Origin of the sequence: Flavobacterium tyrosinilyticum (assembly GCF_023656565.1) — a bacterium.
In the GTDB taxonomy this organism is placed as follows: domain Bacteria; phylum Bacteroidota; class Bacteroidia; order Flavobacteriales; family Flavobacteriaceae; genus Flavobacterium; species Flavobacterium tyrosinilyticum.
On record NZ_JAMOKG010000001.1, the window covers coordinates 1,732,589 to 1,757,285 of the forward strand.

The 24,697-nt window shown below is 33.0% G+C and carries 18 protein-coding genes; 7 read left to right on the forward strand and 11 right to left on the reverse strand.

The genetic code is table 11. The features are described from left to right. The first annotated feature begins 140 nt into the window (after nucleotides 1-140). From queA to NCC77_RS07645, 3 genes are all read left to right on the forward strand, one after another. The gene (gene queA, locus NCC77_RS07635) at nucleotides 141-1,190 is read left to right on the forward strand and encodes a tRNA preQ1(34) S-adenosylmethionine ribosyltransferase-isomerase QueA (protein WP_095928237.1); all 1,050 of its coding nucleotides are present in this window, start codon (nucleotides 141-143) and stop codon (nucleotides 1,188-1,190) included. 351 nt (nucleotides 1,191-1,541) lie between these two features. Next, the gene (gene kynU, locus NCC77_RS07640) at nucleotides 1,542-2,816 is read left to right on the forward strand and encodes a kynureninase (protein ID WP_250835030.1); all 1,275 of its coding nucleotides are present in this window, start codon (nucleotides 1,542-1,544) and stop codon (nucleotides 2,814-2,816) included. Nucleotides 2,817-3,169: 353 nt separating this feature from the next. Next, the gene (locus NCC77_RS07645) at nucleotides 3,170-3,604 is read left to right on the forward strand and encodes a YMGG-like glycine zipper-containing protein (RefSeq protein WP_250835031.1); all 435 of its coding nucleotides are present in this window, start codon (nucleotides 3,170-3,172) and stop codon (nucleotides 3,602-3,604) included. 83 nt (nucleotides 3,605-3,687) lie between these two features. Here NCC77_RS07645 and NCC77_RS07650 read toward each other — a convergent pair whose 3' ends face one another. The 3 genes from NCC77_RS07650 to NCC77_RS07660 all read right to left on the reverse strand — a co-directional run bounded on the left by NCC77_RS07650 (nucleotide 3,688) and on the right by NCC77_RS07660 (nucleotide 8,200). Next, nucleotides 3,688-4,260: a hypothetical protein gene (locus NCC77_RS07650; protein WP_250835032.1), complete on the reverse strand. Its 573-nt coding sequence runs from the start codon at nucleotides 4,258-4,260 to the stop codon at nucleotides 3,688-3,690. 175 nt (nucleotides 4,261-4,435) lie between these two features. Continuing rightward, nucleotides 4,436-6,232, reverse strand: a complete 1,797-nt coding sequence (locus NCC77_RS07655) for a hypothetical protein (RefSeq protein WP_250835033.1) — start codon at nucleotides 6,230-6,232, stop codon at nucleotides 4,436-4,438. A gap of 411 nt (nucleotides 6,233-6,643) precedes the next feature. After that, nucleotides 6,644-8,200, reverse strand: coding sequence for a hypothetical protein (locus NCC77_RS07660; RefSeq protein WP_250835034.1), 1,557 nt, complete (start codon nucleotides 8,198-8,200; stop codon nucleotides 6,644-6,646). 108 nt (nucleotides 8,201-8,308) lie between these two features. Here NCC77_RS07660 and NCC77_RS07665 point away from each other — a divergent pair, with 108 nt between their 5' ends. Then, nucleotides 8,309-10,699 carry a penicillin acylase family protein gene (locus tag NCC77_RS07665; RefSeq protein ID WP_250835035.1) on the forward strand — a complete coding sequence of 797 codons (2,391 nt, stop codon included), beginning with the start codon at nucleotides 8,309-8,311 and terminating at the stop codon, nucleotides 10,697-10,699. 327 nt (nucleotides 10,700-11,026) lie between these two features. Here NCC77_RS07665 and NCC77_RS07670 read toward each other — a convergent pair whose 3' ends face one another. From NCC77_RS07670 to NCC77_RS07685, 4 genes are all read right to left on the reverse strand, one after another. Beyond that, entirely contained in the window at nucleotides 11,027-11,470 is a 444-nt protein-coding gene (locus NCC77_RS07670; protein ID WP_250835036.1) for a hypothetical protein, read from the reverse strand. A 159-nt stretch (nucleotides 11,471-11,629) separates the two neighbouring features. Beyond that, a complete protein-coding gene (locus NCC77_RS07675; protein ID WP_250835037.1) occupies nucleotides 11,630-13,078 on the reverse strand; it encodes a serine hydrolase in 1,449 nt (482 codons plus the stop codon). Nucleotides 13,079-13,401: 323 nt separating this feature from the next. Further along, a complete protein-coding gene (locus NCC77_RS07680; protein ID WP_250835038.1) occupies nucleotides 13,402-14,913 on the reverse strand; it encodes a serine hydrolase domain-containing protein in 1,512 nt (503 codons plus the stop codon). 78 nt (nucleotides 14,914-14,991) lie between these two features. Continuing rightward, the gene (locus NCC77_RS07685) at nucleotides 14,992-15,780 is read right to left on the reverse strand and encodes a helix-turn-helix domain-containing protein (RefSeq protein WP_250835039.1); all 789 of its coding nucleotides are present in this window, start codon (nucleotides 15,778-15,780) and stop codon (nucleotides 14,992-14,994) included. A 195-nt stretch (nucleotides 15,781-15,975) separates the two neighbouring features. Here NCC77_RS07685 and NCC77_RS07690 point away from each other — a divergent pair, with 195 nt between their 5' ends. After that, a complete protein-coding gene (locus NCC77_RS07690) occupies nucleotides 15,976-17,460 on the forward strand; it encodes a DUF1254 domain-containing protein (RefSeq protein WP_250835040.1) in 1,485 nt (494 codons plus the stop codon). Between the two features lie 72 nt (nucleotides 17,461-17,532). On the opposite strand, the gene NCC77_RS07695 is transcribed toward NCC77_RS07690, so the two are convergent. The 3 genes from NCC77_RS07695 to NCC77_RS07705 form a co-directional block, all read right to left on the reverse strand. Further along, nucleotides 17,533-18,363, reverse strand: coding sequence for an alpha/beta fold hydrolase (locus NCC77_RS07695; protein WP_250835041.1), 831 nt, complete (start codon nucleotides 18,361-18,363; stop codon nucleotides 17,533-17,535). A gap of 174 nt (nucleotides 18,364-18,537) precedes the next feature. Further along, entirely contained in the window at nucleotides 18,538-19,632 is a 1,095-nt protein-coding gene (locus NCC77_RS07700; RefSeq protein WP_250835042.1) for a hypothetical protein, read from the reverse strand. A gap of 45 nt (nucleotides 19,633-19,677) precedes the next feature. Next, nucleotides 19,678-20,283 (reverse strand): GNAT family N-acetyltransferase, encoded by a 606-nt coding sequence (locus NCC77_RS07705; protein ID WP_250835043.1) that lies wholly within the window; start codon nucleotides 20,281-20,283, stop codon nucleotides 19,678-19,680. A 218-nt stretch (nucleotides 20,284-20,501) separates the two neighbouring features. Here NCC77_RS07705 and NCC77_RS07710 point away from each other — a divergent pair, with 218 nt between their 5' ends. Next, on the forward strand, nucleotides 20,502-21,845 hold the full coding sequence (locus NCC77_RS07710; RefSeq protein ID WP_250835044.1) for an FAD-dependent oxidoreductase: 1,344 nt from the start codon (nucleotides 20,502-20,504) through the stop codon (nucleotides 21,843-21,845). A 108-nt stretch (nucleotides 21,846-21,953) separates the two neighbouring features. Here the strand turns inward: NCC77_RS07710 and NCC77_RS07715 are convergent, their stop codons facing one another. Then, the gene (locus NCC77_RS07715; RefSeq protein ID WP_250835045.1) at nucleotides 21,954-23,471 is read right to left on the reverse strand and encodes a helicase HerA-like domain-containing protein; all 1,518 of its coding nucleotides are present in this window, start codon (nucleotides 23,469-23,471) and stop codon (nucleotides 21,954-21,956) included. A gap of 381 nt (nucleotides 23,472-23,852) precedes the next feature. Between NCC77_RS07715 and NCC77_RS07720 the strand changes: the two genes are divergently transcribed. Next, on the forward strand, nucleotides 23,853-24,677 hold the full coding sequence (locus NCC77_RS07720; RefSeq protein ID WP_008464979.1) for a MotA/TolQ/ExbB proton channel family protein: 825 nt from the start codon (nucleotides 23,853-23,855) through the stop codon (nucleotides 24,675-24,677). The last annotated feature ends 20 nt before the right edge of the window (nucleotides 24,678-24,697 follow it).

Here is a 24,697-nt window from a genome sequence, read left to right on the forward strand (position 1 = left end):
AACCTCAGTAAATCAAGGACTTTTGAAAATAAACGTCAAAACACTTGACAACGCCTATCTCACAATCGTATATTTGCAACCGATTTAAATTTTTAGATAAACAAATCTAAAAGCTACACTCTAAAATCAACAATTCAAATATGAAATTATCACACTTCAATTTCAATTTACCGAAAGAACTTTTGGCTGAATTCCCAGCAGAAAATAGAGATGAATCTCGTTTAATGGTAATTGACCGTAAAAAAAACACTATCGAACATAAAATGTTTAAAGACGTGATCAACTATTTTGATGACGGAGACGTTTTAATTCTTAATAATACAAAAGTTTTCCCTGCACGTTTGTATGGAAACAAAGAAAAAACTGGAGCTAGAATTGAAGTTTTCTTATTAAGAGAATTAAATTCAGAGCAACGCCTTTGGGATGTTTTGGTTGATCCAGCTAGAAAAATCCGTATCGGAAATAAACTTTATTTTGGTGATGACGATTCGTTAGTTGCTGAGGTAATCGATAATACAACTTCTCGTGGTAGAACATTACGTTTCTTATACGATGGGTCTTACGAAGAATTCAGAAACAAATTGACAGAACTTGGAGAAACTCCAATTCCTAAATACATCAACAGAGAAGTTACTGCTGAAGATGCTGAAAGATACCAAACAATCTACGCAAAAGAAGAAGGAGCTGTAGCGGCACCAACTGCTGGTTTACACTTCTCAAAACACCTTTTGAAAAAATTAGAAATCAAAGGAGTGAACTTTGCTGAGGTAACTTTACACGTTGGTTTAGGGACTTTTAACCCAGTTGAGGTAGAAGATTTATCTAAGCACAAGATGGATTCTGAGGAATTGATCATCACTCAAAAAGCGTGTGATATTGTAAACGAAGGAAAAGCAAAGAAAAAACGTATTTGCGCAGTTGGAACGACTTCTATGCGTGCAATTGAAAGTTCTGTTTCTTCTGCTAATACTTTAAATCCTTACGAAGGATGGACAAATAAATTTATTTTCCCTCCTCACGATTTCAGTATTGCAAATTGTATGATTACAAACTTCCACACACCAAAATCGACATTATTAATGATGATTTCTGCTTTCTGTGGTCACGATTTAATGAAAAAAGCATACGATGAAGCGATCAAAGAAGGATACAAATTCTATTCTTACGGAGACGCGATGTTAATTCTTTAATTAGAATTTATATTATAAAGAAGACCCGACAGTTTTTTAGAAGCTGTCGGGTTTTTGTTTTTTAATGGTCTCAAGTTTCAAGTTTCAGGTTTCAAGTTTGACGTTCGTTGAGAAATTTAAACGCAAAGTTCGCAAGGTTTTTTTTGCTCAAATTGTGTTTGCAAAATGCAAAAGAAAGCAAAGCTTTGCGAACTTAGCGTTTGTAAACGTTAACCTTGATAAAAATCCTTGCGAACTTTGCGGTTAAACACACAAAGCATATCAACATGAAACATCAAACTTGAAACTTGAAACCCGAAACAAAACAAAACAAACAATTTTTGTTATTTTAGCAGACAAAACAAAAACACAATGACTTTTCAAAATACACGCGAATTTGCACGAGAGTTAGATTCGAAAGACACACTAAATCACTATCAGGAACAATTTATTTTTCCAAAAGTAAACGACAAACGAGTAATTTATTTTACAGGAAATTCACTAGGATTACAGCCAAAACGCACCAAAGCTTATGTTGATGAAATAATGGATGATTGGGCAAATTTGGCAGTTGAAGGTCATTTTTATGCTGAAAAACCTTGGTGGGATTATCAAGAAAGATTTGCAGAACCTTTGAGTAAAATTGTGGGTGCGCTTCCATCTGAAGTTACGGTGATGAATACTTTGACTGTAAATCTTCACTTACTGATGGTTTCTTTTTACCAGCCAAAAGGGAAGCGTTATAAAATTATCTGCGAAGAAAAAGCTTTTCCTTCAGATCAATATATGTTTCAGAGTCAGGTCAATTTTCATGGATATAAACCTGAAGATGCGATTGTAGAAATTAAACGAAGAGAAGGAGAACACAATATTCGCTTAGAAGATGTTTTAGCCAAAATTGAAGAAGTTGGCGATGAGCTGGCATTAGTTTTAATTGGTGGAGTTAATTATTATACCGGACAAGTTTTTGATATTAAAACCATCACTGCCGCCGGACAAAAGGCTGGAGCCAAAGTAGGATGGGATTTAGCGCACGCTGCAGGAAATATCAAATTAGAACTTCATGATTGGAATGTAGATTTTGCTGCTTGGTGCAGTTATAAATATATGAATTCAGGCCCAGGAAATGCTTCGGGTTGTTTTGTTCACGAAAAACATCATAATTCAGACTTGCCAAGATTTGCAGGATGGTGGGGACACAACAAAGAGCGCCGTTTTAAAATGGAACCTAATTTTGATCCGGTACACGGAGCAGATGGATGGCAGATTAGTAATCTTCCGGTTTTATCTTTAGCGCCATATTTGGCTTCAGTAGAAATGTTTGCTGAGGTTGGAATGGATACTTTAATTGCAAAACGCGATCATATTACTTCTTACTTGGAATTTATTCTTCATGAAATTGATAAAGAAGTAGAAAGTACCTTCGAAATTATTACACCTTCTAACCCAGAAGAAAGAGCTTCACAATTATCTGTTTTCCTTCACGGAGAAGGAAGAGCATTGTTTGATTATTTAATGAAAAATGGTGTCATTACAGATTGGCGCGAACCAAACGTTATTCGTCTAGCACCAGTTCCGTTATATTGCTCTTATGAAGATATGTATGATTTCGGACAAATTCTAAAAAAAGGAATTTTAGGGAAGTAAAAAAATAATCTCGCAAAGGCGCGAAGGCGCAAAGTTTTTTATTTAAAAGAAATAATTAATAGAGCCATTTGTCATTTCGAGGAACGAGAAATCGCACTAGTTATTCCGCAAAGTATGTCGTCAATCTTTGTAGAGTTTCTAGTGCGATTTCTCGTTCCTCGAAATGACAAAATGAGAAAAATCTTTGCGTCTTCGCGACTTTGCGAGATTAATTTCATTCAGCTTGAAAAATAAAACACAGCGAGAAACATCAAAAGCTTCAAATCTTATAAACTTTTCAAAAAATTCTGTAATAATTATTATAGCAGATATTAAGTACTTTGTGATGTATAATTTTTTTAAAACTTATAATCATGAAAGGCTTATATATTTTATTGACCGTATTATTTTTAACTTCTTGTCAACAACAAAACAAAGAAGATATAAATAAAGCCAAACAAGCCAGCATTGATTCAATGAAAGTTGAGATTAACAAACAGCGTGTTATCGATTCGATGAAGACTGAAATGGCGAAATTAAACGAGGAAAAGATCGAAGCTCAAAAAGAGAAAGTTGTAGTAGTGCATCAGCAAGCCGCAGCTACAACAACAGCTGCTGCACCAGCAAAAAAGAAAGGTTGGAGTGCAACTGCTAAAGGTGCTGTAATTGGTGCTGGAGTAGGAGCAGCAACTGGCGCAATTGTCAGTAAGAAAAAAGGCGAAGGCGCGATTATTGGCGGTTTAGCTGGAGCTGCGCTAGGAACTGGAACAGGAGCTGTTATTGACAGTAAAAACAAAAAGAAAGAATAATCATCATTTGCATAACTAGATATAAAAAATGGCGAACAATTTATTTGTTTGCCATTTTTAGTTTATTAAAGAATTTTAAAGTTTTAATTTACCGATGCATATTCCCTATTGCAACAATCAACAAAATTAAAAAAAGCTAAATTATTATTGTTATACCACAATTTCATATAAGAGCTGTCAGGGAATTCATAAACATCCCATGCCATTCCAAAACCTATTGAGCCTGTATTAGGGCCAATTAAATTTACTACTTTGTTATATGTCATTCCTTCTTTTACTTTACAGAAGTCATTTATAGATATTGTTCTGTTTTTTTGGTTTGGTCCACTAGGAAGAATACCTGTTTTTGCAGTAGATGAAATAGAGGTTTGATTCGATTTTAATTGATATTCTCTTTTACAAGGATCAATAAAAAGTATTTTATTCAGTTTGTCGTTTTTATAGATTAGTTTCATTTTGCATTCATAATCTAAATTGTAGATAAAATTTGATTTTAATTTTTCTTGCGGTTTGCCAATAAATTTTTCTATATCAGCACGTTTTGTTCCAATATTAATTTTACAAAAATCTTTAATTTTTAAATTTTCTTTAGCAAAACAACTCATTAGAGAGAATAATACAAATGTTAAACTAGCTGTTATAGTTTTTTTAAACATGGTTCTTGATGTTTTATCAATATAATAATTTCAAGATAAATTTATATGTTGAAATCTGAATGATATTTAATTCTAGTTTATAAAAATCGAATTGAATTTTTTATTGTTAAATCATTTTTAATGAAAAAAATTGGAAAAACAAACCCAAATTACTTTTAATTTGGGTTTTTCAATTTTAAACCAACTCTGAAACGGGAATTTTAATACCAACTAATTCTGATTTACAAGAATCGAGTTGATCAAGATGACCCTTAAAGACTGACGTCGATTCAAATAAATTTTTATAATATTCAATTCCATCTAACAGATTAGATTTAAAAGAATTCCATTTTTTAAGTTGAGCCGCTGTAAGTTCTCCAGAAATAGATTGAATTTCATTTCTAAAATAGGTAATATACATTTTAAGCTCTTTTATAAACAAGTTTGGTCGTTCAGTTCTAATGATCGATTTTCCTTGATAAATATGCTGAATCATATCTTTTAAGGAAACTTCCTGATCAAAATAAGCTAAGTTTGGTCCAGGACAAATTACTACGCCTTGTGCCTGACCTTTTATTTTAATATCATTTTCTAGATAAGAAGCATTGGCCAAACCAACACAAAGACACGATTTTTCGGTGATTTTGATTTTGTTTTTCTCAAATTCATCAGCCGAAAGTGAATCTTTTTTTGCTTCTAATTCTTCCAGTTTAATATCCTGATATTTTTTTGAAGCCGTGCAGATTCCGTGTGGATCATATTCTTTGCTTAAAGCTAAAAATTTCTTCGGACAAGAACTTCCTGCTTTGTTTTCGTGAATTCGCTTTTGCTTTAAAAATTCATTTGTAGTTCCTTTCAAAGTATTAAAAGGAACTCCCAAGGGCGAAATATTACTTAAATAAAAATCATCTTCTTTGGCATTCATCAGTAGATTACGAGTCTCTTTATCGACAGATGTTGCTTCTGGAACCAATAAAAATGGCGAACCCCAACCTACAGAATCGACATTGTATTCGTCTAGTAAAAACTCATGTTCTGCTGCAGTTCCAACGCCGCCTTGAACCGTAATTTTTAATCCTAACGGATTTTTAGGAATAGGCTGATTTTTTGCCTGTAAAGCTTTAATCATTAATTCGTGGGCCGATAGTACCAATTGTTCTTTTTTTTGCTTGAATTCTTCTAAAATCGTACCCAATAAGAGTCCGTCGGTTGCAAAGGCGTGTCCGCCGCAGTTTAATCCCGATTCGATTCGATATTCTGAAACCCAAAGCCCTTTTTTGGCCAAGAAATTTCCTTGAATCATAGCCGATCTAAAATCACTTACTTTTAAGATAATTTTCTTTTTAAGTTCGTTATTCTCATTTGGAAAAAAATCTTTGAAGTTTTCGAAGTAACCAAACAATCTCGGATTCATTCCAGCAGAAAGCACTACAGAAGATTCTAGATTACTTTTGGCAAAACCTCTTAAAGCAGCATGTGCATCATTAAACTCAATTGGAAGCTGTTCATTTTTAACAAAATTATCTTTGTCCAATTTGGTCATAATATTAACATCGATTTCTCCTGGAAAAAGATTGGTTTCAATATAATTTTGGATGTTCTCTTTAAAAGCAATTCCGTCATCCAATAAATTCTGAAATCCTTTTTTAATATCAGAAGTATTCGGTAGTATTGACATAAAGTTTTCTAAAGCTGTTTTGCTTTCTGTCAATTCTGTTTTGAAATTTTCGAATTTCTCTTTTACAATTTTATCGACTAAATTTAAATAAGAGGTAATTCTTTCAGCGCGATAATCGTGAAATTTTTGAGTAATTTCTTCGTATGGAATATTGAATTTTGTGCTGTAAAAATTACGCATCTTCTCAATCAGATCATCGTCTGCTAAAGCAACAACAGATGAAATCCCGTACTGCGCTACTCGAATAGGACTGTCAATAGTATAAGCAAGTCCCATTACTGGAATATGAAAAGTATGCAGGTTATTTTTTGTCATTTGTATTCGGATTAAAATAGGAACAAATGAAAAAAAATATTTTATCCTAAAACCTGATATTTGTCAGGTTTGTAAGTAAAGTTTTTGCGCCACGACTCTAGCGACAGCTAACAGGCGAAGCAATTCACGGTTTCTATTTAAAATGATTAAATTAAAAATATTTCTACGAATTGTAAAAAAATATAGCCCGCGGTTTCAACCGCGGGGAATGTATTGTGAGAATGTATTGTGAGAATGTATTGTGAGAATGTATTGTGAGAATGTGTTATAGAAATGCGTTGAGGAAAATTTTTGTAGAAATTCGTTGCGTTCCTGCGGTTGAAACCGCAGGCTATGTTGCCAGAAAGATTGAAAAAATAATTAGTGAATTGCTTCGCCTATTCGCTGTCGCTCGAGTCGTGGCATAAAAAACTAAATCAAAATCTTTTTCAAAGACTCTGCAATGCTTCTCCACAAAAGGTTGTAGAACGATCTGTCTTGAAGACGTTCGACTTCGACTTCGGCGGATTTGGGTTTTTCTTTCGAATCGTTTTTAACTAATAAATTAGCAACTGCCGTTTTGAGTTTGGATTCTTTTTCAGGATTTTTCTTTTGGTATAATTTTACTTTCAGATCTTCATAATCCAATGAAGCATTTCCTTTCGATCCATTATCATTTCCGTAGAAATTAAAACGGTATTTATTGAAAGTTCCGGTAAAAGTACTGTTGATGTAGGGTTTAGTGAATCTTGTCATAGCTCCAACATCAAAATTTGAAATCACACCTTGAATATGAAATCCGTCACTTTTGTCCAGAACATTAAAACGCCAATCGACATCAAGCGGAGAATTCTTCATGAAAATACATTTGACTTTAATTTTTACATCATCCGTTTTTTTCAGACCAAAACCGCTTCGCAGATTCGTTGCTTGTAAATTGAATTTATCAAAAGTTAGCATTCCTGGCCCTTTAGCAAAATCAAGTTCTTCTTCATAAACCAATTTTGATTTTAAAACCTGCAGTGTATCAATTTGAAGTGGGAATTTTAGATTTCGCAATAAATGATTGTAAAGATATTTTTTGCTTGGATCGTCTTTTACCATTTTTCCGCGGTAAATATTAGCATCAAAATGATTAATTACCAGAGAATTGGCTTTGAAATAAAAACGGTCGTTTTTGAAACCCCAATCCATTTTTTCAACCTGCGCCGAGTCAAATTTTAAATTGTAAATATCCTTTTCTTTTTCAAGACGTTTTGTAAATTCTCTTCGGCTAAACTGAGGAAGATTAGAGAAATTATTAATCTTTAAGAAATTCTTTTCGGTACTTATTTTTCCAATGTTGATATGATAGAAACCATTTGGTCTGTAAAACAAACTGTCACAAACCAAGGCATAGCTTTTATATTGAAGCGGAATTTTTTCTTTTAATGTAGCATCAGTAATTAATATGCCTTCCAGTTTTAAAAGGATTTTTTTAATGCTGAAAATCGGCCTTTCCGTATCGAGAGAAACCACATCGACCGTTCCATCGTTCAGGTAAATATTGGAAACGGCTATAATTTTACGGAATGGATCTACAATTTCTGTTTTAATGCTTTTGCTGTTGTTGATCAGTTTCTCGCCTTTTTTATATAAAATGACTCGCGGTTTATTGATAATAATACTTTCGGCTTGAATAATGTCGCGAAACGCTAAGTCCCAAATATTAAAATGTTTAATCGTAATAGACTCAATTTTGGCGAAAAGCCCATTTTTACTGTCTTTTGGCTCATTTTTAGGGCTTACCAATAAAGTCTGGGCATTAATATTTCTAGAAAAAAGAGAAACTTCTATTTTTTCATAATTAATATTATATGCAGTTTTATTTTTTTCGTGAATAATGATGGGAAGCTGTTTTTTGATCCAGTAATTCAGCCCGATGTTGGCAAGAATTACAAGTGCAAGAAGAGAAATTACGACAATCGCTATTTTTTTATATACAGACATTTATAGGATTAATTTTAAATACATAAATTTAGACTTTTAAAGACTGTTGTCTCTTATAAGATTTTGAAGAAAAGTTACATTATTACGAATTTCATCCTTTTTTAGAATATGAGAATAATTAAAAAAATCCTGCTGACATTATTGGTGGTTATTGTAATTCTTGCGATTGGTTTATGCGCTTATATTTTTCATCTAAAACCCAAATATGAAGGTCCTGTACAATTAAATAATCTAGAAAAAGAAACCACAGTCTATTTTGATGATTTTGGAGTGCCTCATATTTATGCAGATTCTGAAAAAGATGCCATGACTGCACTTGGTTATGTACACGCGCAGGAAAGATTGTGGCAGATGGAATTATTGCGACGAATTGCTCCAGGCCGTCTTTCTGAAATTTTTGGCGGAGTTGCGCTTAAAAATGATAAATTTTTTGCCGGAATAGGAATAGAAGAAGCTTCGGCAAAAGCCATTGCTAAATTGGATAAAAATAGCGAAAGTTATAAACTAACTCAAGCTTATCTGGACGGAATTAATCAATATCTGGAGGAGGGCGCTACGCCGATAGAATTTACTTTGGTTGGTGTAAAAAAACAAAAGTTTACCATAAAAGACGTTTATAACATTTTTGGCTACATGTCTTTCAGTTTTGCCATGGCGCAGAAAACAGATCCGTTAGTAACTGATATTAAAAATAAATATGGAGCCACTTATTTGAAAGATTTAGGTATTGAAGGAGAATTCAATAATACGAAAATCAAAATTTCAAAAGAGAAGACTGAAGAATATACCGAGATTTCAAAATCTATAACTGCAATGCTGGATCAGTCTCCGATTCCGCCATTTGTTGGAAGCAACAGCTGGGTTGTTGGGCCGCATAAATCGAAAACAGGAAAAGTTATTTTTGCAAATGATCCGCATATCGGGTTTTCGCAACCGGCAACTTGGTACGAAGCACATATTGTAACGCCACAACAGGAATTATATGGGTGTTATTTGGCTGGAACTCCATTTCCGCTTCTGGCACACAATAGAGATTATGCCTATGGTTTAACGATGTTTGAAAACGATGATATCGATTTTTACCAAGAAAAAAATAAAGCAGACGATGCTTCTCAATACCAGACTCCAACAGGTTTCAGTGAATACAAAATCAGAAAAAAAACAATAAAAGTAAAAGATTCTTCAGATGTTGTCTTGACAGTTAAGATTACGCGTCATGGTCCAGTTATGAATGATTTTATAGATCGTTTAGAAAAGAAAAATCCAATTGCAATGTCGTGGACATATACGAGAGAGCCAATTCAAATCTTAGACGCGGCTTATGGGCTTTCGCATGCCAAAAACACTACCGACTTTAAAAAGGCAGTTTCTTTAATTGCAGCGCCAGGATTAAACGTTATGTATGGCGATGCTAAAGGAAATGTGGCTTGGTGGGCGAGCGGGAAATTGTACCGACATAATGAAGGCGTTAACACACATTTAATTTTAGACGGTTCAAGCGGAAAAGATGATATCACCAAATTTTTAGATTTTGAAGAAAACCCGTCAGCTGAAAATCCAGAATGGGGATATGTGTATTCTGCCAATAATCAGCCAGAAGCTATAGATAATGGTTATTTATATCCTGGATATTATTTGCCAGAAGATCGCGCCAAAAGAATTTCAGGGATTTTAGATGCAAAATCAGATTGGGATAAAGAAGCGATCAGTAAAATGATTTATGATAATACTTCGGATGTTGCAGTTGAAGTTTCGAAAAATTTAATAGCAAGTTTAGACAACAAACCGCTTTCTAGTAAAGAAAAAGAGATTATAAATGTTTTGAAATCTTGGAAAGGAACCACAAATGTAGAAGACGTTGCGCCTACGATTTACAATAAATGGATTTATTTGTACCTGAAAAATACATTTGAAGACGAAATGGGCAAGGATAACTTCAATTTGTTTTTGGGAATTTCTTTAGGAAAACAAGTTATTGCCAATCAGATAAAAAATGAAAATTCGGTTTGGTGGGATAATATCAAAACAAAAAATGTAAAAGAAACCAGAACAGACGTTGTTTCAAAATCTTTTCATGATGCTGTTGCTGCCTTGCAGAATCAGCTGGGAGAAAATGTTTCAGAATGGAATTGGGGAAAAGTACATACGGTAGAACACGAGCATCCATTAGGAAAAGTCAAAGCGCTTCGCGGATTATTTAATGTGGGGCCTTTTAATTCTCCAGGTTCAAATGAAGTAATCAATAATTTATTCTTCGGATTTAATGATGAAGGAAAATATTACACGAAAGGCGGACCTTCAACAAGAAGAATTGTCGATTTTGCCGATGTAGAAAATAGCTGGAGTATTTTGCCAACAGGCCAATCTGGAAATCCTTTCAGCAAACATTACAACGATCAAGCAGAAATGTACAACGCAGGTAAATTCAGAAAAATGAAATTGAACAAAGAAGAGATTATAAAGACTTCAACCAAACTGATTTTGAAACCTAAGAAGTAGCTTTTTTGTTTTAAGTTTCATGTTTCAGGTTTCAAGTTGCAACCTTTGTCAAAGTATAGAGCTTAGAGTGTAAGGAACTTTGATAAAAAAATATAATGAAGTTGGTTTGTGCATTTTTGTGATTTCAGAAATGACAAACTATAAGTTAATTCCTGTCTTCAAATATAGCCCGTGGTTTCAACCACGGGAACACAATACGAGGCATGATAATATTGCATCCCCGTGGTTGAAACCACGGGCTATGTTTAATTAATTTGCGTGTAAAAAATGAAAAAGATGTTGTGAATCAAAACACTTTGAACCTTAGTCTTTTAACACCTTAGAACCTTACTTAGAAATATACTTCCCAAGCACAATATCATTTGCAAAAATGTTCAAATTATTAATCAGAACTTTATTGTTGGTCATCACATTTTGTGTTTGATAAGCTGGGTCTTTTTCATAGGCTTTTAATAAAGTTTCTAGTTCAACTTCGTCAAATACAACAAAACTGTTGTAAATCGCATCTCTAAAATTTTTATAATTAATGGTTTGAGTAATTTCCATTGCCTTTTGGTCATTCCAACCTTCTTTTGCAGAAGCCTCATTTATTTTTGAAAGGCAAAAATCGATAACATAATTTTTATACCGAGTTGCTTCAACAATTTTATCGATTATGATTTTGTTCTGCTGACTTGGCATCAACGGCTGATTGCTTTGAGATAAAGATTTAGAAGAAATAAAAAGACACAGGAACGCAACCAGAAAATGGTGTTGGTTTAGATTTTTCATAGGTTATTCAATTATTTTGGGTGAGGCTAAAATACTATTTTTAAAAAATAATTTCCCAATTTTGAATGTCCCAAGTTGTAACAAAAAACTCCGATACAACAACTGCTAGAGCTATTGTATCGGAGCAATTTTAAGAATTTAATCTAGAATACGCTGTCTTTATTTTTTAGAAAGTTCTTCTAAAACTTTTTTTCCACCTTCATTTGTAGGATCCAATTCCACCGATTTCTTGTAGTTAGCAATGGCCAGTTTTTTATCTCCATCAGCCAAATAAGCTTCGCCTAAACTATCATAAACATTTCCAGATTTTGGAAAAGTATCAACGTTGATTTTGAAAACTTCGATAGCTTCTTTCTTTTTTCCATTTTGAAGCAATTGATATCCAACTCTGTTCATATCGCCTTCTTTAATGGCATAGGTTGGATCGTTTTTTAGCTTTTTGTAAGTTTCTGTTCCTGCTACTGCACCTTTTTCGTTATAGACATCCAATAGATCAAGAGCTAGGGATTTTTTTGGCTGGTTAAAAGGCTGATTGTATAATATTGAACGTATTGCAGTGTTCATTTCTCCCAAAACAGTTCCGCCAGTATTATTCAATAAAACCACAAGATTTTTATCTTTCGGAATGCGAGAAATAATAGTATTAAATCCGTTGATACCGCCGCCGTGTTCAATAACAGTTAATTTATCATTTCCGTTTGGCACTTCGTAAGTTGACCATCCGTATCCGTAAAAACCATTCCACGCTTTAATGTAAGGTTTGAACAAAGATTCCATTGATTTTTGAGAAAGCAGTTTATTAGTATAAAGCGCCTGATCCCACAAATACAAATCTTCTACAGTAGAATACAAAGATCCTGCAGCGTACGGAATGCTCATGTCAATATAAGCAGCGTTTACAATTTTCTTTCCTTCTTTTTCATAACCAGCAGCTCTGTTTTTTAAAATAACTTCGCTATGATCGTAACCAGAATTAACCATTTTTAAAGGCGTGAAAATAGTTTCTTGTAAATTCTGCTCATATGTTTTGTCTGTAATTTTTTCGATAATATAACCCAATAAAAAATAACCCGAATTACTATAATTGAACTTTTCGCCCGGAGTAAATTCAAGCGGTAAACTAGAAAATGTCTTTACAAAAGCTTCTGGAGCATAAGGATTTCTTGCTTTATCTTTAAAAAAGTTAGGCGCGCTGGTATAATTTGGAATTCCAGACGTATGAGTCAATAAATGATGAATGGTGATTTTATCTCCGTTTTCTTTTGGATAATCTGGAAGATAAGTGGTAATAGGCACATCTAGTTTTATTTTCCCCTCTTCTGCCAGTTTTACAATCAAAAGAGCCGTAAATTGTTTACTAATAGAACCCAATCTGAATTTGGTATCTGGCTGATTCGGAATATTCCATTCCATATTGGCAGAACCAAAACCTTTTTTGAAAATTACTTTTCCGTTTTCCGCCACCAAAGCCGAACCGTTAAATTGTCCGTATTCGTTGTATTTGTTTAAAAGCTGTTCGATTTGCTGTGCTTTATCTTGAGCAAATGTGCTAAATGACGAAAGCTGAAAAGCGACAAAAAGCACAATAAGTTTGATTGATTTTTTCATAGTGGATTGATTATGGTTTTAGATTAATGAAATTCTTTTTTGATTGATGATTGAAACTTCTTGAATGAAATAAACAGATGTTCTAAAAGGTTAGACGATTGATTTGCGATTTGGTTTCAAGATTATTCCAAAATTTTATTTTTTTTTCGATTATAAAAAATTAGAGCACAGACCATTTACTTAAAAAGTAGGCCTATGCTCATAACTAACAAATATTTTTAGTGCTATTAAGTAGTTAAAATTTTACTTATGTATACTAATAAAAGGATGAATAATTTGAACATGTTACTCAGATTAAAGTTAATATCTGATGATGATAGCAATTATTGGGTTTCAATATCGACTATTTTTCTGCCGTTTTCTCCTAGATAATGAACAACTATATTTTCATAAACTTTGTAACCATCATCAACATTGGTAAAAATGATTAAACCTTGTTTCGTTTTTGGAAGCAGAATAAAAATAGTTTGAACACCTTTATCCGCTCCGCTGTGAGAAAGTGCATAATTTTCGTTTCCTAAATCATAGATTTCAAAACCCAAACCAAAATATTTATTTTTTTTCGTCTGGACTTGATGCGAAATCATATCGTCAAAAACTTTTTTGCTTAATCCTTCGCTGTTCATTATACTAGATAAAAATTTGCCGTAATCTGCAACTGTAGTCAAAAGATCGTCTGCAGCGCTTGCGGTTTTATTTTTAGTCGGGTCGTAAGCATTACCGTCTTTGTCATAATTAACGGCATATCTCGAAAGATCAATTTTATCATTCCATATGAATTGAGAATCGTTCATCTTTAAAGGAACTAAAACTAATTCTGAAGCCAATTGATCTAATGTTTTGTGAAATTTTTTCTCTAATGCTTTTCGCAGATATTCAAAACCTTCTCCAGAATATTGGTATTGAGTTCCAGGTTTAAATTTGAAATCTAATTTTTTAGATTCATTAAAATACCTCCAATTCGGAAAGCCAGTTTGATGGCTTAAAATAATTCTTGTCGTCAATAATTTATGATTCGGATCTTTAGCAATATCTGGATCAATCCAATATTGATCAAGCGGTTCGTCTAAATTCCATTTTCCTTGCGAAACCAATTTCAAAGCAACAATTGCAGTTACTGGTTTGGTTAGCGAAGCAACATTCCAAATCGTGTTATAAGGCGCGGGAACATCGCGTTTCAGATTACCAAAAGTTTTTATTTGCTTCAGTTTTCCATCCGAAATAATTCCAATTCCTAAAGCAGGAACATTATTTTCTTTTAGCCATTTTTCCGTTACTTGATCATTGTCAAAAAGATCAGATAAGCCGGCCGTAGAACTAGTCATTTGATGATTGTAGCTTAGCGATCTTGCCAATTTCCACTCTTTATTTTTTAAGAGCCAAAGATGCGTGAATTTGGCAAAGCTTCCTGCTTGTTCAGGATTGCTTGCAGAAGTTTCATAAAAGCGATGCGTTCCCATTTGAATTGCACCGTACAAAATGCCATTTTTAAATAATGGATAAATTTCGGTACTCCCAGGAATTAGTTCTCTGCGGTAATTGTATTTTCTAGTTGGAGAACAAATGCCACTTTTGAAAGTCTTTAAAAATCTCGCTTTATCCGAAACGCTGTCCTTATCATGATAAAACTCAAAGTCTTCAGTATATAAATTTTCGAATTGTTTTACATCGCAAGTATTAAAACCTATATCAAATAAAAGACTGTCTTTTGACATAATGGTTTTGTACAAAGCAGAGGTTTTTTCTTCTTGAGAAAAAATAATTTGTATTTGGAAGAGTAAAATTCCAACTAAAATAGTTTTTAATTGAAACAAAATCGGATTGATGATTTTCATTTTGATGTTTGATTGATGATTATTGATTTTGCAAGAATACTTCAATCAAAAGTATCAAAATTGTATAAAAGCGAAATTTTATCTTTTTTGCGAAAGAAAATACAAATTAGGATTGAACATTTTTGGAGTTGTTTTAGTCACATCTTTAAACTTTCTGATAAAATGCGATTGATCGAAGTATTTATTATAAAGTGCAATTTCGGTTAAACTCATTTTCTCTAAATCGACGTTCAGCATTTGATCGACCGATTTTCTGAATTTTAAAATCTGAATGTATTTTTTAATCGTAAGTCCAGTCGCGGTTTTAAATTTTATTTGAAGTAATCGCTGCGAAGAATTCAACAACTTTCCTATTTCAGATACCGAAATTTCATCTTCGCGAAGTCGTATAATTTCACAGATTTTTTCAATTATATTTTGATGCGAATCTGCTAATGCTTCAAAATAAGTATTAATTGTTTGTAGTAGTATTTCAATATCAGATTGAATCTCCACTTTAAAAGGCAATTCAGCGGAATTAATTTTAATAATCGAATCTGTAAAATTGCTCAAATCGTATTTTGGAAACAGAGAAAGCGTCCAAGTATGCAACTGGATTATGGTAACTTTTGTTTTCGGCTGAATGTTAACGAGCACTTTATTAGTCATTTGAGAGCAGAAATAAATGCCTTCGTTCATTTCATATTTGTTTTTACTCGTATGAACTTCAATCGAATTGCCGTTAACAATAGCAAGATTAAAACAGCCGTTTGGCAAAACCAGTTTATTTTCAATTAGGCTTTCGCCGATGCTGTTATCGAGGCACCAAATTTTATTGACAAACCTTTCGGATTTTTGGCTGACGTAATGTTCTGTGTATAATTGCATTTTTAAGTTTGATTTGCCAATTTGATTTCAAATTTAGACTAAAAATAGGATGAAGTAAAAATGAATGCCCATAAAAAATAGGTTTCATTTTATAACTTGAAACCTATTTGAAGAATCTAAGTAGCTAATATTATATGGACTAGATTTAAATTTGATAGGAGTTTTATCCCTAATTTAAGTTTAAATCTAATTATTATGAAAAAAATCATTCCTTGTTTGTTTTCATTATTCCTTCTTGCAACAGCGTGCAAGAAAGAAACCGTAGTAAATACTGAACACGCTTCTGCAGATTCTTCAAGTGTAGATGGCTATGAATTTGTTGGCGGATATCCAACAGAGGCAACTATACAAAAAGCATACGATGATGCCGATCTTAATCGTGCCATACAAACCTATAAATTTTTCTATCCAACAGTTTCTGGTGCAGCGATTGGTCTCGGAAATCTTGAAATTGGAGTAAAAGCCAATTCTGTTTTTGGAACATTGGATACAAAACCAGGACAAATAGGTTATACATTAAATTCGGACACACCTTATGCTCCAGTAGTTTTAGATTTGTCCAAAGGTCCTATGGTTGTCGACATTCCTACAGGCCCACTTATCGTAGTGGCTATGGACGTTAATCAGCGCTGGGTTGCCGATATGGGAATTCCGGGGCCAGATGCAGGAAAGGGAGGGAAACACTTAATTCTTCCATTTGGTTATAAAGGAGCAATACCATCTGCTGGATATTATGTTTGGCACGCTTCTTCTGACAATTTAACTGTTGGAGTACGTTCGCTTCCTGTTGGTGGAGATGTAAAAGGAGCTTTGGAACGTTTAACAACAGTAAAAGTTTATCCGTTTAATAAAACTTCCGACTGGAAAGAGCCAACTTGGCTTCCATTAACAGACAAACCGCAAAATAGTACGCCTTTAAAATATGAGACAACTTTTAAATACTGGGAAGTTTTAAAAGAAGTTATTGACCGTGAACCATCTTATGATGGATATCGTAACTATTATGGAGAATTGGCAGTGCTAGGAATTGCAAAAGGAAAACCTTTTACACCAGATGAACGTATGAAGAATATACTTTCAAAAGCAGCAAAAATCGCCAATGCTCAAATGCGCGTGCAATCGTTCGCCGATCGTCGTCCAGATCGTATAGTTTGGAAAGACCGTCAATGGGAATGGGTAGGGCTTCGTCCTGAAAATGGAGATTTTAATACGCAGAATTACGTTGATATAGACGCAAGAGAAACTTGGTTCTACCAAGCAATTGGTGCTTCTCCAGCAATGTTTAGACGTCAGGAAGGTTCAGGGTCTTTATATTGGCTAGGATTGAAAGACAATACAGGAAAATATGTTGATGGAAGTAAAACCTATAAACTGACAATTCCAACTCCTGTGCCAGCAAAACTTTTCTGGTCTATCACGGTTTATGATGCCGAAACTAGAAGCCAGATTGCTACAGACCAAAATAAGGCAGCACTTCGTTCTATGTTTGAGCTTAAAGATAAAATAGGTGGAAAAACAGTTGATTTGTATTTTGGACCAAAAGCGCCCGAAGGCAAAGAAGGGCAATGGATAAAAACAATTCCAAATAAAGGTTGGTTTGTTTACATACGTATTTATGGGCCTGAAAAAGCTGCTTTTGATGGAAGCTGGAAGCCAGGAGATTTTGAAGAAGTAAAATAATACTGTTTCATTAAAAGGTAAATTAATTCGATATAAAAACCCAGCTGTAAAGCTGGGTTTTTAGTTTTATATTTATTTCTTTCCTGTAAATATATCAACCGTTGATGTTTTCTTAAACGGGTCATTAAAAAAACTCGTAACAATTAAATTGAATAATTCTGGTTTTTCATAAGCTCCAAAATGTGTTGCGCCTGGCATTACAAAAAAGTTCGAATTCGGAATATTATCAAATATTTCTATAGAATGTTCTAATCTAATAGCATCTCGATCTCCTGACATTATTAATACAGGACATGTTATTTTCTGTAGATCCTTCTTAGAAATATTAGGCTGTTTTGCCAATAAAGTATATAAGTTTTTTGTGTGAGGATCTTTCGTGGCTTTTAAGGTGTCTAAAACCAATTGATCAATTTCACTATAAACTGCTTTTTTACCAGGATATAAATTAGCTCCAAAAACAGCAACTTTTTCGGTTTTGTCAGGATGATGAATAGCAAGCAATAAACCTAAAATCCCACCATCGCTTTGTCCCCAGATATAGGCATTTTTTATTTTTAACGAATCAAGTAAAGCGCTCACATCATCTGCCATTTCATTATAATTCAATTGCTTGTTAGAAGGGTCAATAGATTTTCCATGCCCTCTGCTGTCAATTGCAATAACCTGAAATTGCTTTTTAAAATATTCTATTCTTTTGCTGTGGCCTTTAATAGAACCGCCATTGCCATGAAGTAAAACCAAAGGTTTTCCGGTTCCATAAATTTCGTAGTACATTTTAAAGCCGTTAATTTCTTTATAATTTCCAACTTCCTTGTTGTTGCCATATTTTATTGGTTCTGTTTGAGCATAAAGATCTGCTGCAGATAAAAAGACCATTAATAATAAAAGAATTGATTTTTTCATGATTTTGATTGATTAGTGTGAAATGTATTAAAAAGTAAGACGCGCAATTGTTCAATTTGTTTCATTTTAATACAATCTAATTGGAAAGAGAATGATGATTAGAAAAGTTCAATTCAATTAAAAACCCCAGCTTTATGGCTGGGGTGTGTTTTTTATTCTTTAAATAATCGTGTGCTACTTTAATAATGTAATGGTGTAATGGTCTTTATTGTATTTATCACCAACAATTAATTTTGTATCTAACTCAGAAATCGTTATTTGTAAACTATTTGTAGTTACGTTTACTTCGTTTAAAGTTTTATTAGTGCTGACCGATTTACTGTTTTTTAAAACTAGTTTAGTGCCTTCATTAGAAAAATTTAGTATTAGATTTTTATTCTTAAAATCTAATTTAATTTCAATCGAATTAACTGGAAATGAATGTTCTTCATTTAGAATATTTAGATATTGATTAGGCACTTTTAGAAAGCAACTTTTGTTTGTATTGATAAGAATTTTTTGTTGTAAAACGTCATCAACAGATTCTGTAATATTTTTAGAAAATAATTTACTTAAATTTTCAAAAGTCTTTTTATCATCAGTTTTCTCTAGTACAAAAGTATTAAAGAGCACTTGGTGAAATTCTTCATCAAATTGGTCTTTTAAAGATTCAGTTATTTTTTCAATTTTTTCATCGCTGCTTAGTTCTTCCTCTTCTCCAAAAACCTCTTTAGACGAAGGATTGTCAAGTTTATATTTACCGTTTATTTTTTTTAGAAAGAGCGAAAATCTTTTTTCAAAAGAAGGCTCAACAAATAAATCAGTCAAAATTTGCTTTACGATTTCTTTATCCGAATACTCATTGATTTCAGTCGCTAGATTAAAATAAGAGAAAGCCGAAAAGGTATTTTTGTCTAAAACAAACTCAGGTTTATATTTTAAATAATCAAAAGAATAATCAACATATAAGGTTTGCTCTTTTAAAGGTTTTTTAGTTTTAAAATCTTGAAAATAAAGCGAAAATCCATTTGTATATGGCAATTCATAATTTAGATCTGATGTAGACTTTAATTTAAATTGATAATTCGAACTGTAAGTATTATTGCCGCCAACAATCAAATCATAAATAAGAATATCAGAACATAATTTGTCAATAAACATTTTAGCTCTTTTCATTTCGGCCGGAAAATTGTCTTCTATATCATATACGCTTTTGAGTGTGTTTTGAGAGTTTATAGAAATGGAAAAAAAGAATATGAATAATCCAGGCATTAATTTTCTACAAGTCATTGGGATTTAGTTACGTTAAAAGTCAAAAATAGTGATTTTAATTTCCTAAAATATATTTTTACTATATTCTCTAAAATAATCCTGTTTAGTATTTTCCCATTCTTCAGAAATAATGCTAAAATAAACGTCATCTTTACTTTTTCCTTCAGAATCCACATAATTATTTCTAAAAACGCCTTCTTTTACAGCGCCTAGTTTTTCAATTGCTTTTTGCGATCTTATATTTTCAAGATCGGCGCTGAATTGTATTCTTCTAAATTGAATTTGTTCGAAACCAAAATTCAGCAATTCAAATTTGCATGCTTGATTTAATCCCGTTCCCTGAAAAGCTTTGCCGTACCAAGTCCAGCCAATCTCACATTTTTGACTAGCGTGATTTAAGTAACCGTAACGTGTACTTCCTGCAACTTTGTTAGTCGCTTTGTCAATTATTAAAAAAGGATAACAAATCCCGTTTGTTTTCTGTTTTAATGTACTTTTTATATAGTTTTCGAAATCTTGATCGTTTCGAACATACATTCCCATATATTTCCATATTTCATCGTCAAATATGATTTCTTTGAGTTCTATATTTCTTTCGCTTTCAAAAGGAATCAAAAGCACTTTCTCGTTTTCTAAAATAATCTCCGATTGGATAATTTCGCTGTTCATGAATTTTGTTTTTTATGAAATGAATTAAATCGAAAGCGAAATTAGTTGTTTAATTTCTGTGAATAAATCAAATAAAATAACAATTTGTTATATTTTTAAGGTATCAAAAAACAGGATAATCTTTGTGAATCACTATTTACAAACAATTTGTTCATTTATTTTAAGGCTCATGTACAATTATTAGTTATTTTTACGACCCAATATTAGATTTTCCCTCGATGCAAACATCTTTAAAAATTGCTGTTGTTGGTTCTGGACTTGTAGGATCGTTACTGGCAATTTATCTTAAAAAAGCTGGTCACTCTGTTCATGTCTATGATCGAAGTCCAGATATCCGAAAAATAAATTTTTCTGGACGTTCTATTAATTTAGCAATGTCCAACCGTGGCTGGAAAGCTTTGGATGCAGTTGGTGTTGGAGATTCAGTTCGAGAAATTGCAATTCCGATGGATAAACGTGCCATTCACTTGGTAGACAAATTAAATTTTCAGAATTACGGTCAAGAAGGAGAATCGATATATTCTATTTCAAGAGGAAAACTAAACAGAAAAATGATCGATCTTGCTGAAGAAGCTGGAGCCGAATTTCATTTTGAACAGAAAGTTTGGGACGTTACTTTGAACGATGCTACGCTTCATATTGGCGAAAGTGAAAGAGGCGAGTGGGAAGAAAGAAAGTTCGATATGGTTTTTGGTGCCGATGGCGCTTTCTCTAGAATTCGTCACAGAATGCAGCGCCAGAGCATGTTCAATTATTCGCAGGAATTTTTGAATATGGGATATAAAGAACTAAATATTCCAGCAAATCCAGACGGAACACATAAATTAGATAAAAACTCATTTCATATTTGGCCACGAGGCGAGTACATGTTAATTGCACTTCCTAATCTTGATGGAAGTTTTACTTGTACTTTGTTTATGCCTTTTGAAGGCGAAAACTCATTTGAATCATTGATAGACCGTAAAATGGTAGAAGATTTCTTTGAGAAAAATTTCCCAGACTCGATTGAAGTAATTCCAGAATTGGCAAATGATTTCTTTAAAAATCCAACCAGTACTTTGGTTACCATGAAATGTTTTCCGTGGACTTACGAAAATAAAATTGCCTTAATTGGTGACGCTTGCCATGCCATAGTTCCATTTTACGGACAAGGAATGAATGCTGGGTTTGAAGATATCACCGTTTTGAGCGAAATGATTGAAAAGTACCAAGACGATTGGAAAAAAATATTTTCAGAATATCAGATCTCAAGAAAACCAAATGCAGATGCCATTGCAGAACTTTCCTATCGAAATTTCTTAGAAATGAGTACCAAAACAGCAGATGAAAAATTCTTACTGCAAAAGAAAATAGAAAAAGTCTTTTCAGACAAACATCCAGACAAATGGATTCCGCTTTATAGCCGCGTTACTTTTAGTGATCGTCCGTATGCTGAAGCTTTGGCAATTGGAGATTATCAAAACGGAATTATGGAAGAGGTTCTTAGAATGGAAAATATAGAAAACATCTGGGATAGCCCAGAAGTTGAAAACAAGATTTTAGCATTATTAGAGCAGGCTTAAGTTTTTATACCTATTTATATAAGTAAATATAATCTTTACACATAATAATAAACCCGACAGATTTTCAAGAATTTGTCGGGTTTTATATTTTAGGTTGGTTAAGTTCTTTTATTTTTTAAAGATTTTAGTCAAAACTCCAAACACACCTCTTATAAAAGTAGCGCTAGTTACGACTTTCAAAACAGATTTTGTAACAACTTCGGTAGTGCTTGGTCCTGTTTTTGATGATTTAGTAGGTACTTGTTCTTCTTGTTGTGCTGCAGCTTCTGCGGCTTCTGTCAGCTTTTTATTTAAAATTTCAAAAGCACTTTCACGGTCAATTTCTTCAGCATATTTTTTAACTAATTTCGATTTGCCGTTTATTTCATCAATTTCAGTTTGAGATAAAACATCCATTCGGCTCATTGGTGCGCGCATCATGGTCGCAACAAGCGGAGTCGGAATACCTTTTTCGTTAAGCGCCGTAACCAAAGCCTCTCCAATTCCTAAACTCGTTAATAATTCATCAGTTTTATAATAAGGAGAAGTAGGGTAGTTGTCGGCTGTCTTTTTAATCGCCTGACGATCGTTCGCTGTAAAAGCTCTTAACGCATGCTGAATCTTTAGTCCTAACTGAGCTAAAACACCGCTCGGAACATCCATCGGGTTTTGGGTAACAAAATAAATTCCAACACCTTTAGAACGAATTAATTTTACAATAGTTTCGATTTGTTCTAATAGAGCTTTACTCGCCTCATTAAAAATTAAATGCGCTTCGTCAATAAAAATTACTAATTCTGGTTGGCCTACATCTCCTTTTTCGGGCATTTTCTGATAAATTTCAGCCAAAAGACTTAACATGAAAGTCGAGAATAATTTTGGTTTATCTTGAATATCCGTCAAGCGGATGATATTAACGTAACCTTTTCCGTTTTCATCAATTCGCATTAAATCATCGGTTTCAAAAGACAATTCGCCAAAAAACAAATCACCGCCTTGCTGTTCTAGTTCTATAATTTTTCTAAGAATGGTTCCTGTTGTGGCAGTTGAGATCTTACCATAACTAGCAGCAATTTCATCTTTACCTTCCTCAGTAATATAATTAATTACTTTTTTGATGTCCTTTAAATCCAATAAAGGCATTTGATTATCATCGCAATATTTAAAGATAACCGCTACAACTCCAGCCTGCGTATCATTTAGGTCTAAAATTCGAGAAAACAGTACAGGGCCAAATTCAGAAACTGTAGCACGAAGACGAACTCCGTTTTGTTTAGAAAGCGACATTAATTCAACAGGAAATGCAGCTACATTATAAGGTACATTTATTTTAGCATGACGTTCTGTAATAAAACCCTCTTCTTTACCTTCTTTGGCTATACCGCTAAAATCTCCTTTAATGTCCATCATTAATACAGGAATTCCGGCATTAGAAAGTTGCTCCGAAAAAACCTGGATTGTTTTGGTTTTTCCTGTTCCAGTTGCACCAGCAATTAATCCGTGGCGATTTAAAGTTTTAAGCGGAATTTTTACATGTACTTCCGCAATTGGCTCACCGTCAAGCATTGCGCCTCCAAGTATGATGCTTTCTCCCTTTGAAGAATACCCTGTATTTATATCTGCAATAAAATTCTCTTTTTTATTCATGTTTTTATTTGTAATTTAGATTGTTATATGAGTATTGCTTTGTTTTTGGATACTTTTTATATGGTTTTTTTTAGTAAGAAAAAGCTTTTTTTGATTGAAAAATTAATAAAAAAAAAATTCGCAGCTTTTTAAGAAGATATCAAAGGAATCTTTGAATATTTACTAAAACGTTGTAATTTTTCTAATTATCGACCTTTTTTTTGTTTTATCTAAAAAATGACGCCGCCAATTTAATGAGATATTTTTTAAATCGAAGTTAAATTTCGGTCAATTAAATTAAAAAAAGTTTTTTTATTTAAACTAAACGTATAAATTTGCTCCTCTACAAGTTAAATATAACTAAAAAATAAAAATTATTTAAAACTATTAAAATTAAAAAAAATGGCAAACGTTAAAGTTAAAAAAGAAAGCACTTCAAATGGCGGAGGAATGATCACAGGAATCATTATTGTAGCGTGTATCTTAGTAGGGGTGTTTATTTGGAAAGTAATCATGGGGGATTCTGCTAACTTCGAAGGAGGTAATCCAGAAACAGGACATCCAATCAATACATTAGGACAAGTATATAAAGGAGGTTTCATCGTACCAGTATTATTAGGTATGTTTTTAATGGTTGTTGTTTTTTCTATCGAAAGATTTATTGTTATTGGTAAAGCTGCTGGAAAAACTAACCTTGACAAATTCATGAAAAGCGTTCAAGGAAGTATTAAAGAAGGAAACATCGAAGCTGCTATCGCTTCTTGCGATAAACAACAAGGTTCAGTTGCAAATGCAATTAAATCTGCTTTGGTAAAATACCAAGATGTTAAAAAAGAAGGATTCAACAGTGAAGAAGCTTCTGAAGTAATCCACAAAGAAATTGAAGAGGCAACTTCATTAGAAATGCCAATGTTAGAGAAAAACATGACTATTATCTCTACTTTAGTATCTTTAGGTACATTAGGAGGATTATTAGGAACTGTATCTGGTATGATTAAAGCGTTTGGTGCGTTAGCTTCTGCTGGTACTCCTGACCAAGCTGCTCTTGCAACAGGTATCTCTGAAGCACTTATCAACACTGCTACAGGTATCTCTACTTCTATCTTAGCAATTGTTTCTTACAACTTCTTTACTGCTAAAATTGACGATTTAACTTACTCTATCGATGAGGCTGGTACTACAATCGTGAATACTTACAGAAAATTCAGAGGAAGTTTAAGACAATAATTAATTTTTGATTTTATATC

What these genes read in the sequence shown, in the direction of transcription:
- queA (WP_095928237.1), top strand. Translation starts at nt 141, where the DNA reads ATGAAATTATCACACTTCAATTTCAATTTACCGAAAGAACTTTTGGCT.
- kynU (WP_250835030.1), top strand. Translation starts at nt 1,542, where the DNA reads ATGACTTTTCAAAATACACGCGAATTTGCACGAGAGTTAGATTCGAAA.
- NCC77_RS07645 (WP_250835031.1), top strand. Translation starts at nt 3,170, where the DNA reads ATGAAAGGCTTATATATTTTATTGACCGTATTATTTTTAACTTCTTGT.
- NCC77_RS07650 (WP_250835032.1), bottom strand. Translation starts at nt 4,260, where the DNA reads ATGTTTAAAAAAACTATAACAGCTAGTTTAACATTTGTATTATTCTCT.
- NCC77_RS07655 (WP_250835033.1), bottom strand. Translation starts at nt 6,232, where the DNA reads ATGACAAAAAATAACCTGCATACTTTTCATATTCCAGTAATGGGACTT.
- NCC77_RS07660 (WP_250835034.1), bottom strand. Translation starts at nt 8,200, where the DNA reads ATGTCTGTATATAAAAAAATAGCGATTGTCGTAATTTCTCTTCTTGCA.
- NCC77_RS07665 (WP_250835035.1), top strand. Translation starts at nt 8,309, where the DNA reads ATGAGAATAATTAAAAAAATCCTGCTGACATTATTGGTGGTTATTGTA.
- NCC77_RS07670 (WP_250835036.1), bottom strand. Translation starts at nt 11,470, where the DNA reads ATGAAAAATCTAAACCAACACCATTTTCTGGTTGCGTTCCTGTGTCTT.
- NCC77_RS07675 (WP_250835037.1), bottom strand. Translation starts at nt 13,078, where the DNA reads ATGAAAAAATCAATCAAACTTATTGTGCTTTTTGTCGCTTTTCAGCTT.
- NCC77_RS07680 (WP_250835038.1), bottom strand. Translation starts at nt 14,913, where the DNA reads ATGAAAATCATCAATCCGATTTTGTTTCAATTAAAAACTATTTTAGTT.
- NCC77_RS07685 (WP_250835039.1), bottom strand. Translation starts at nt 15,780, where the DNA reads ATGCAATTATACACAGAACATTACGTCAGCCAAAAATCCGAAAGGTTT.
- NCC77_RS07690 (WP_250835040.1), top strand. Translation starts at nt 15,976, where the DNA reads ATGAAAAAAATCATTCCTTGTTTGTTTTCATTATTCCTTCTTGCAACA.
- NCC77_RS07695 (WP_250835041.1), bottom strand. Translation starts at nt 18,363, where the DNA reads ATGAAAAAATCAATTCTTTTATTATTAATGGTCTTTTTATCTGCAGCA.
- NCC77_RS07700 (WP_250835042.1), bottom strand. Translation starts at nt 19,632, where the DNA reads ATGACTTGTAGAAAATTAATGCCTGGATTATTCATATTCTTTTTTTCC.
- NCC77_RS07705 (WP_250835043.1), bottom strand. Translation starts at nt 20,283, where the DNA reads ATGAACAGCGAAATTATCCAATCGGAGATTATTTTAGAAAACGAGAAA.
- NCC77_RS07710 (WP_250835044.1), top strand. Translation starts at nt 20,502, where the DNA reads ATGCAAACATCTTTAAAAATTGCTGTTGTTGGTTCTGGACTTGTAGGA.
- NCC77_RS07715 (WP_250835045.1), bottom strand. Translation starts at nt 23,471, where the DNA reads ATGAATAAAAAAGAGAATTTTATTGCAGATATAAATACAGGGTATTCT.
- NCC77_RS07720 (WP_008464979.1), top strand. Translation starts at nt 23,853, where the DNA reads ATGGCAAACGTTAAAGTTAAAAAAGAAAGCACTTCAAATGGCGGAGGA.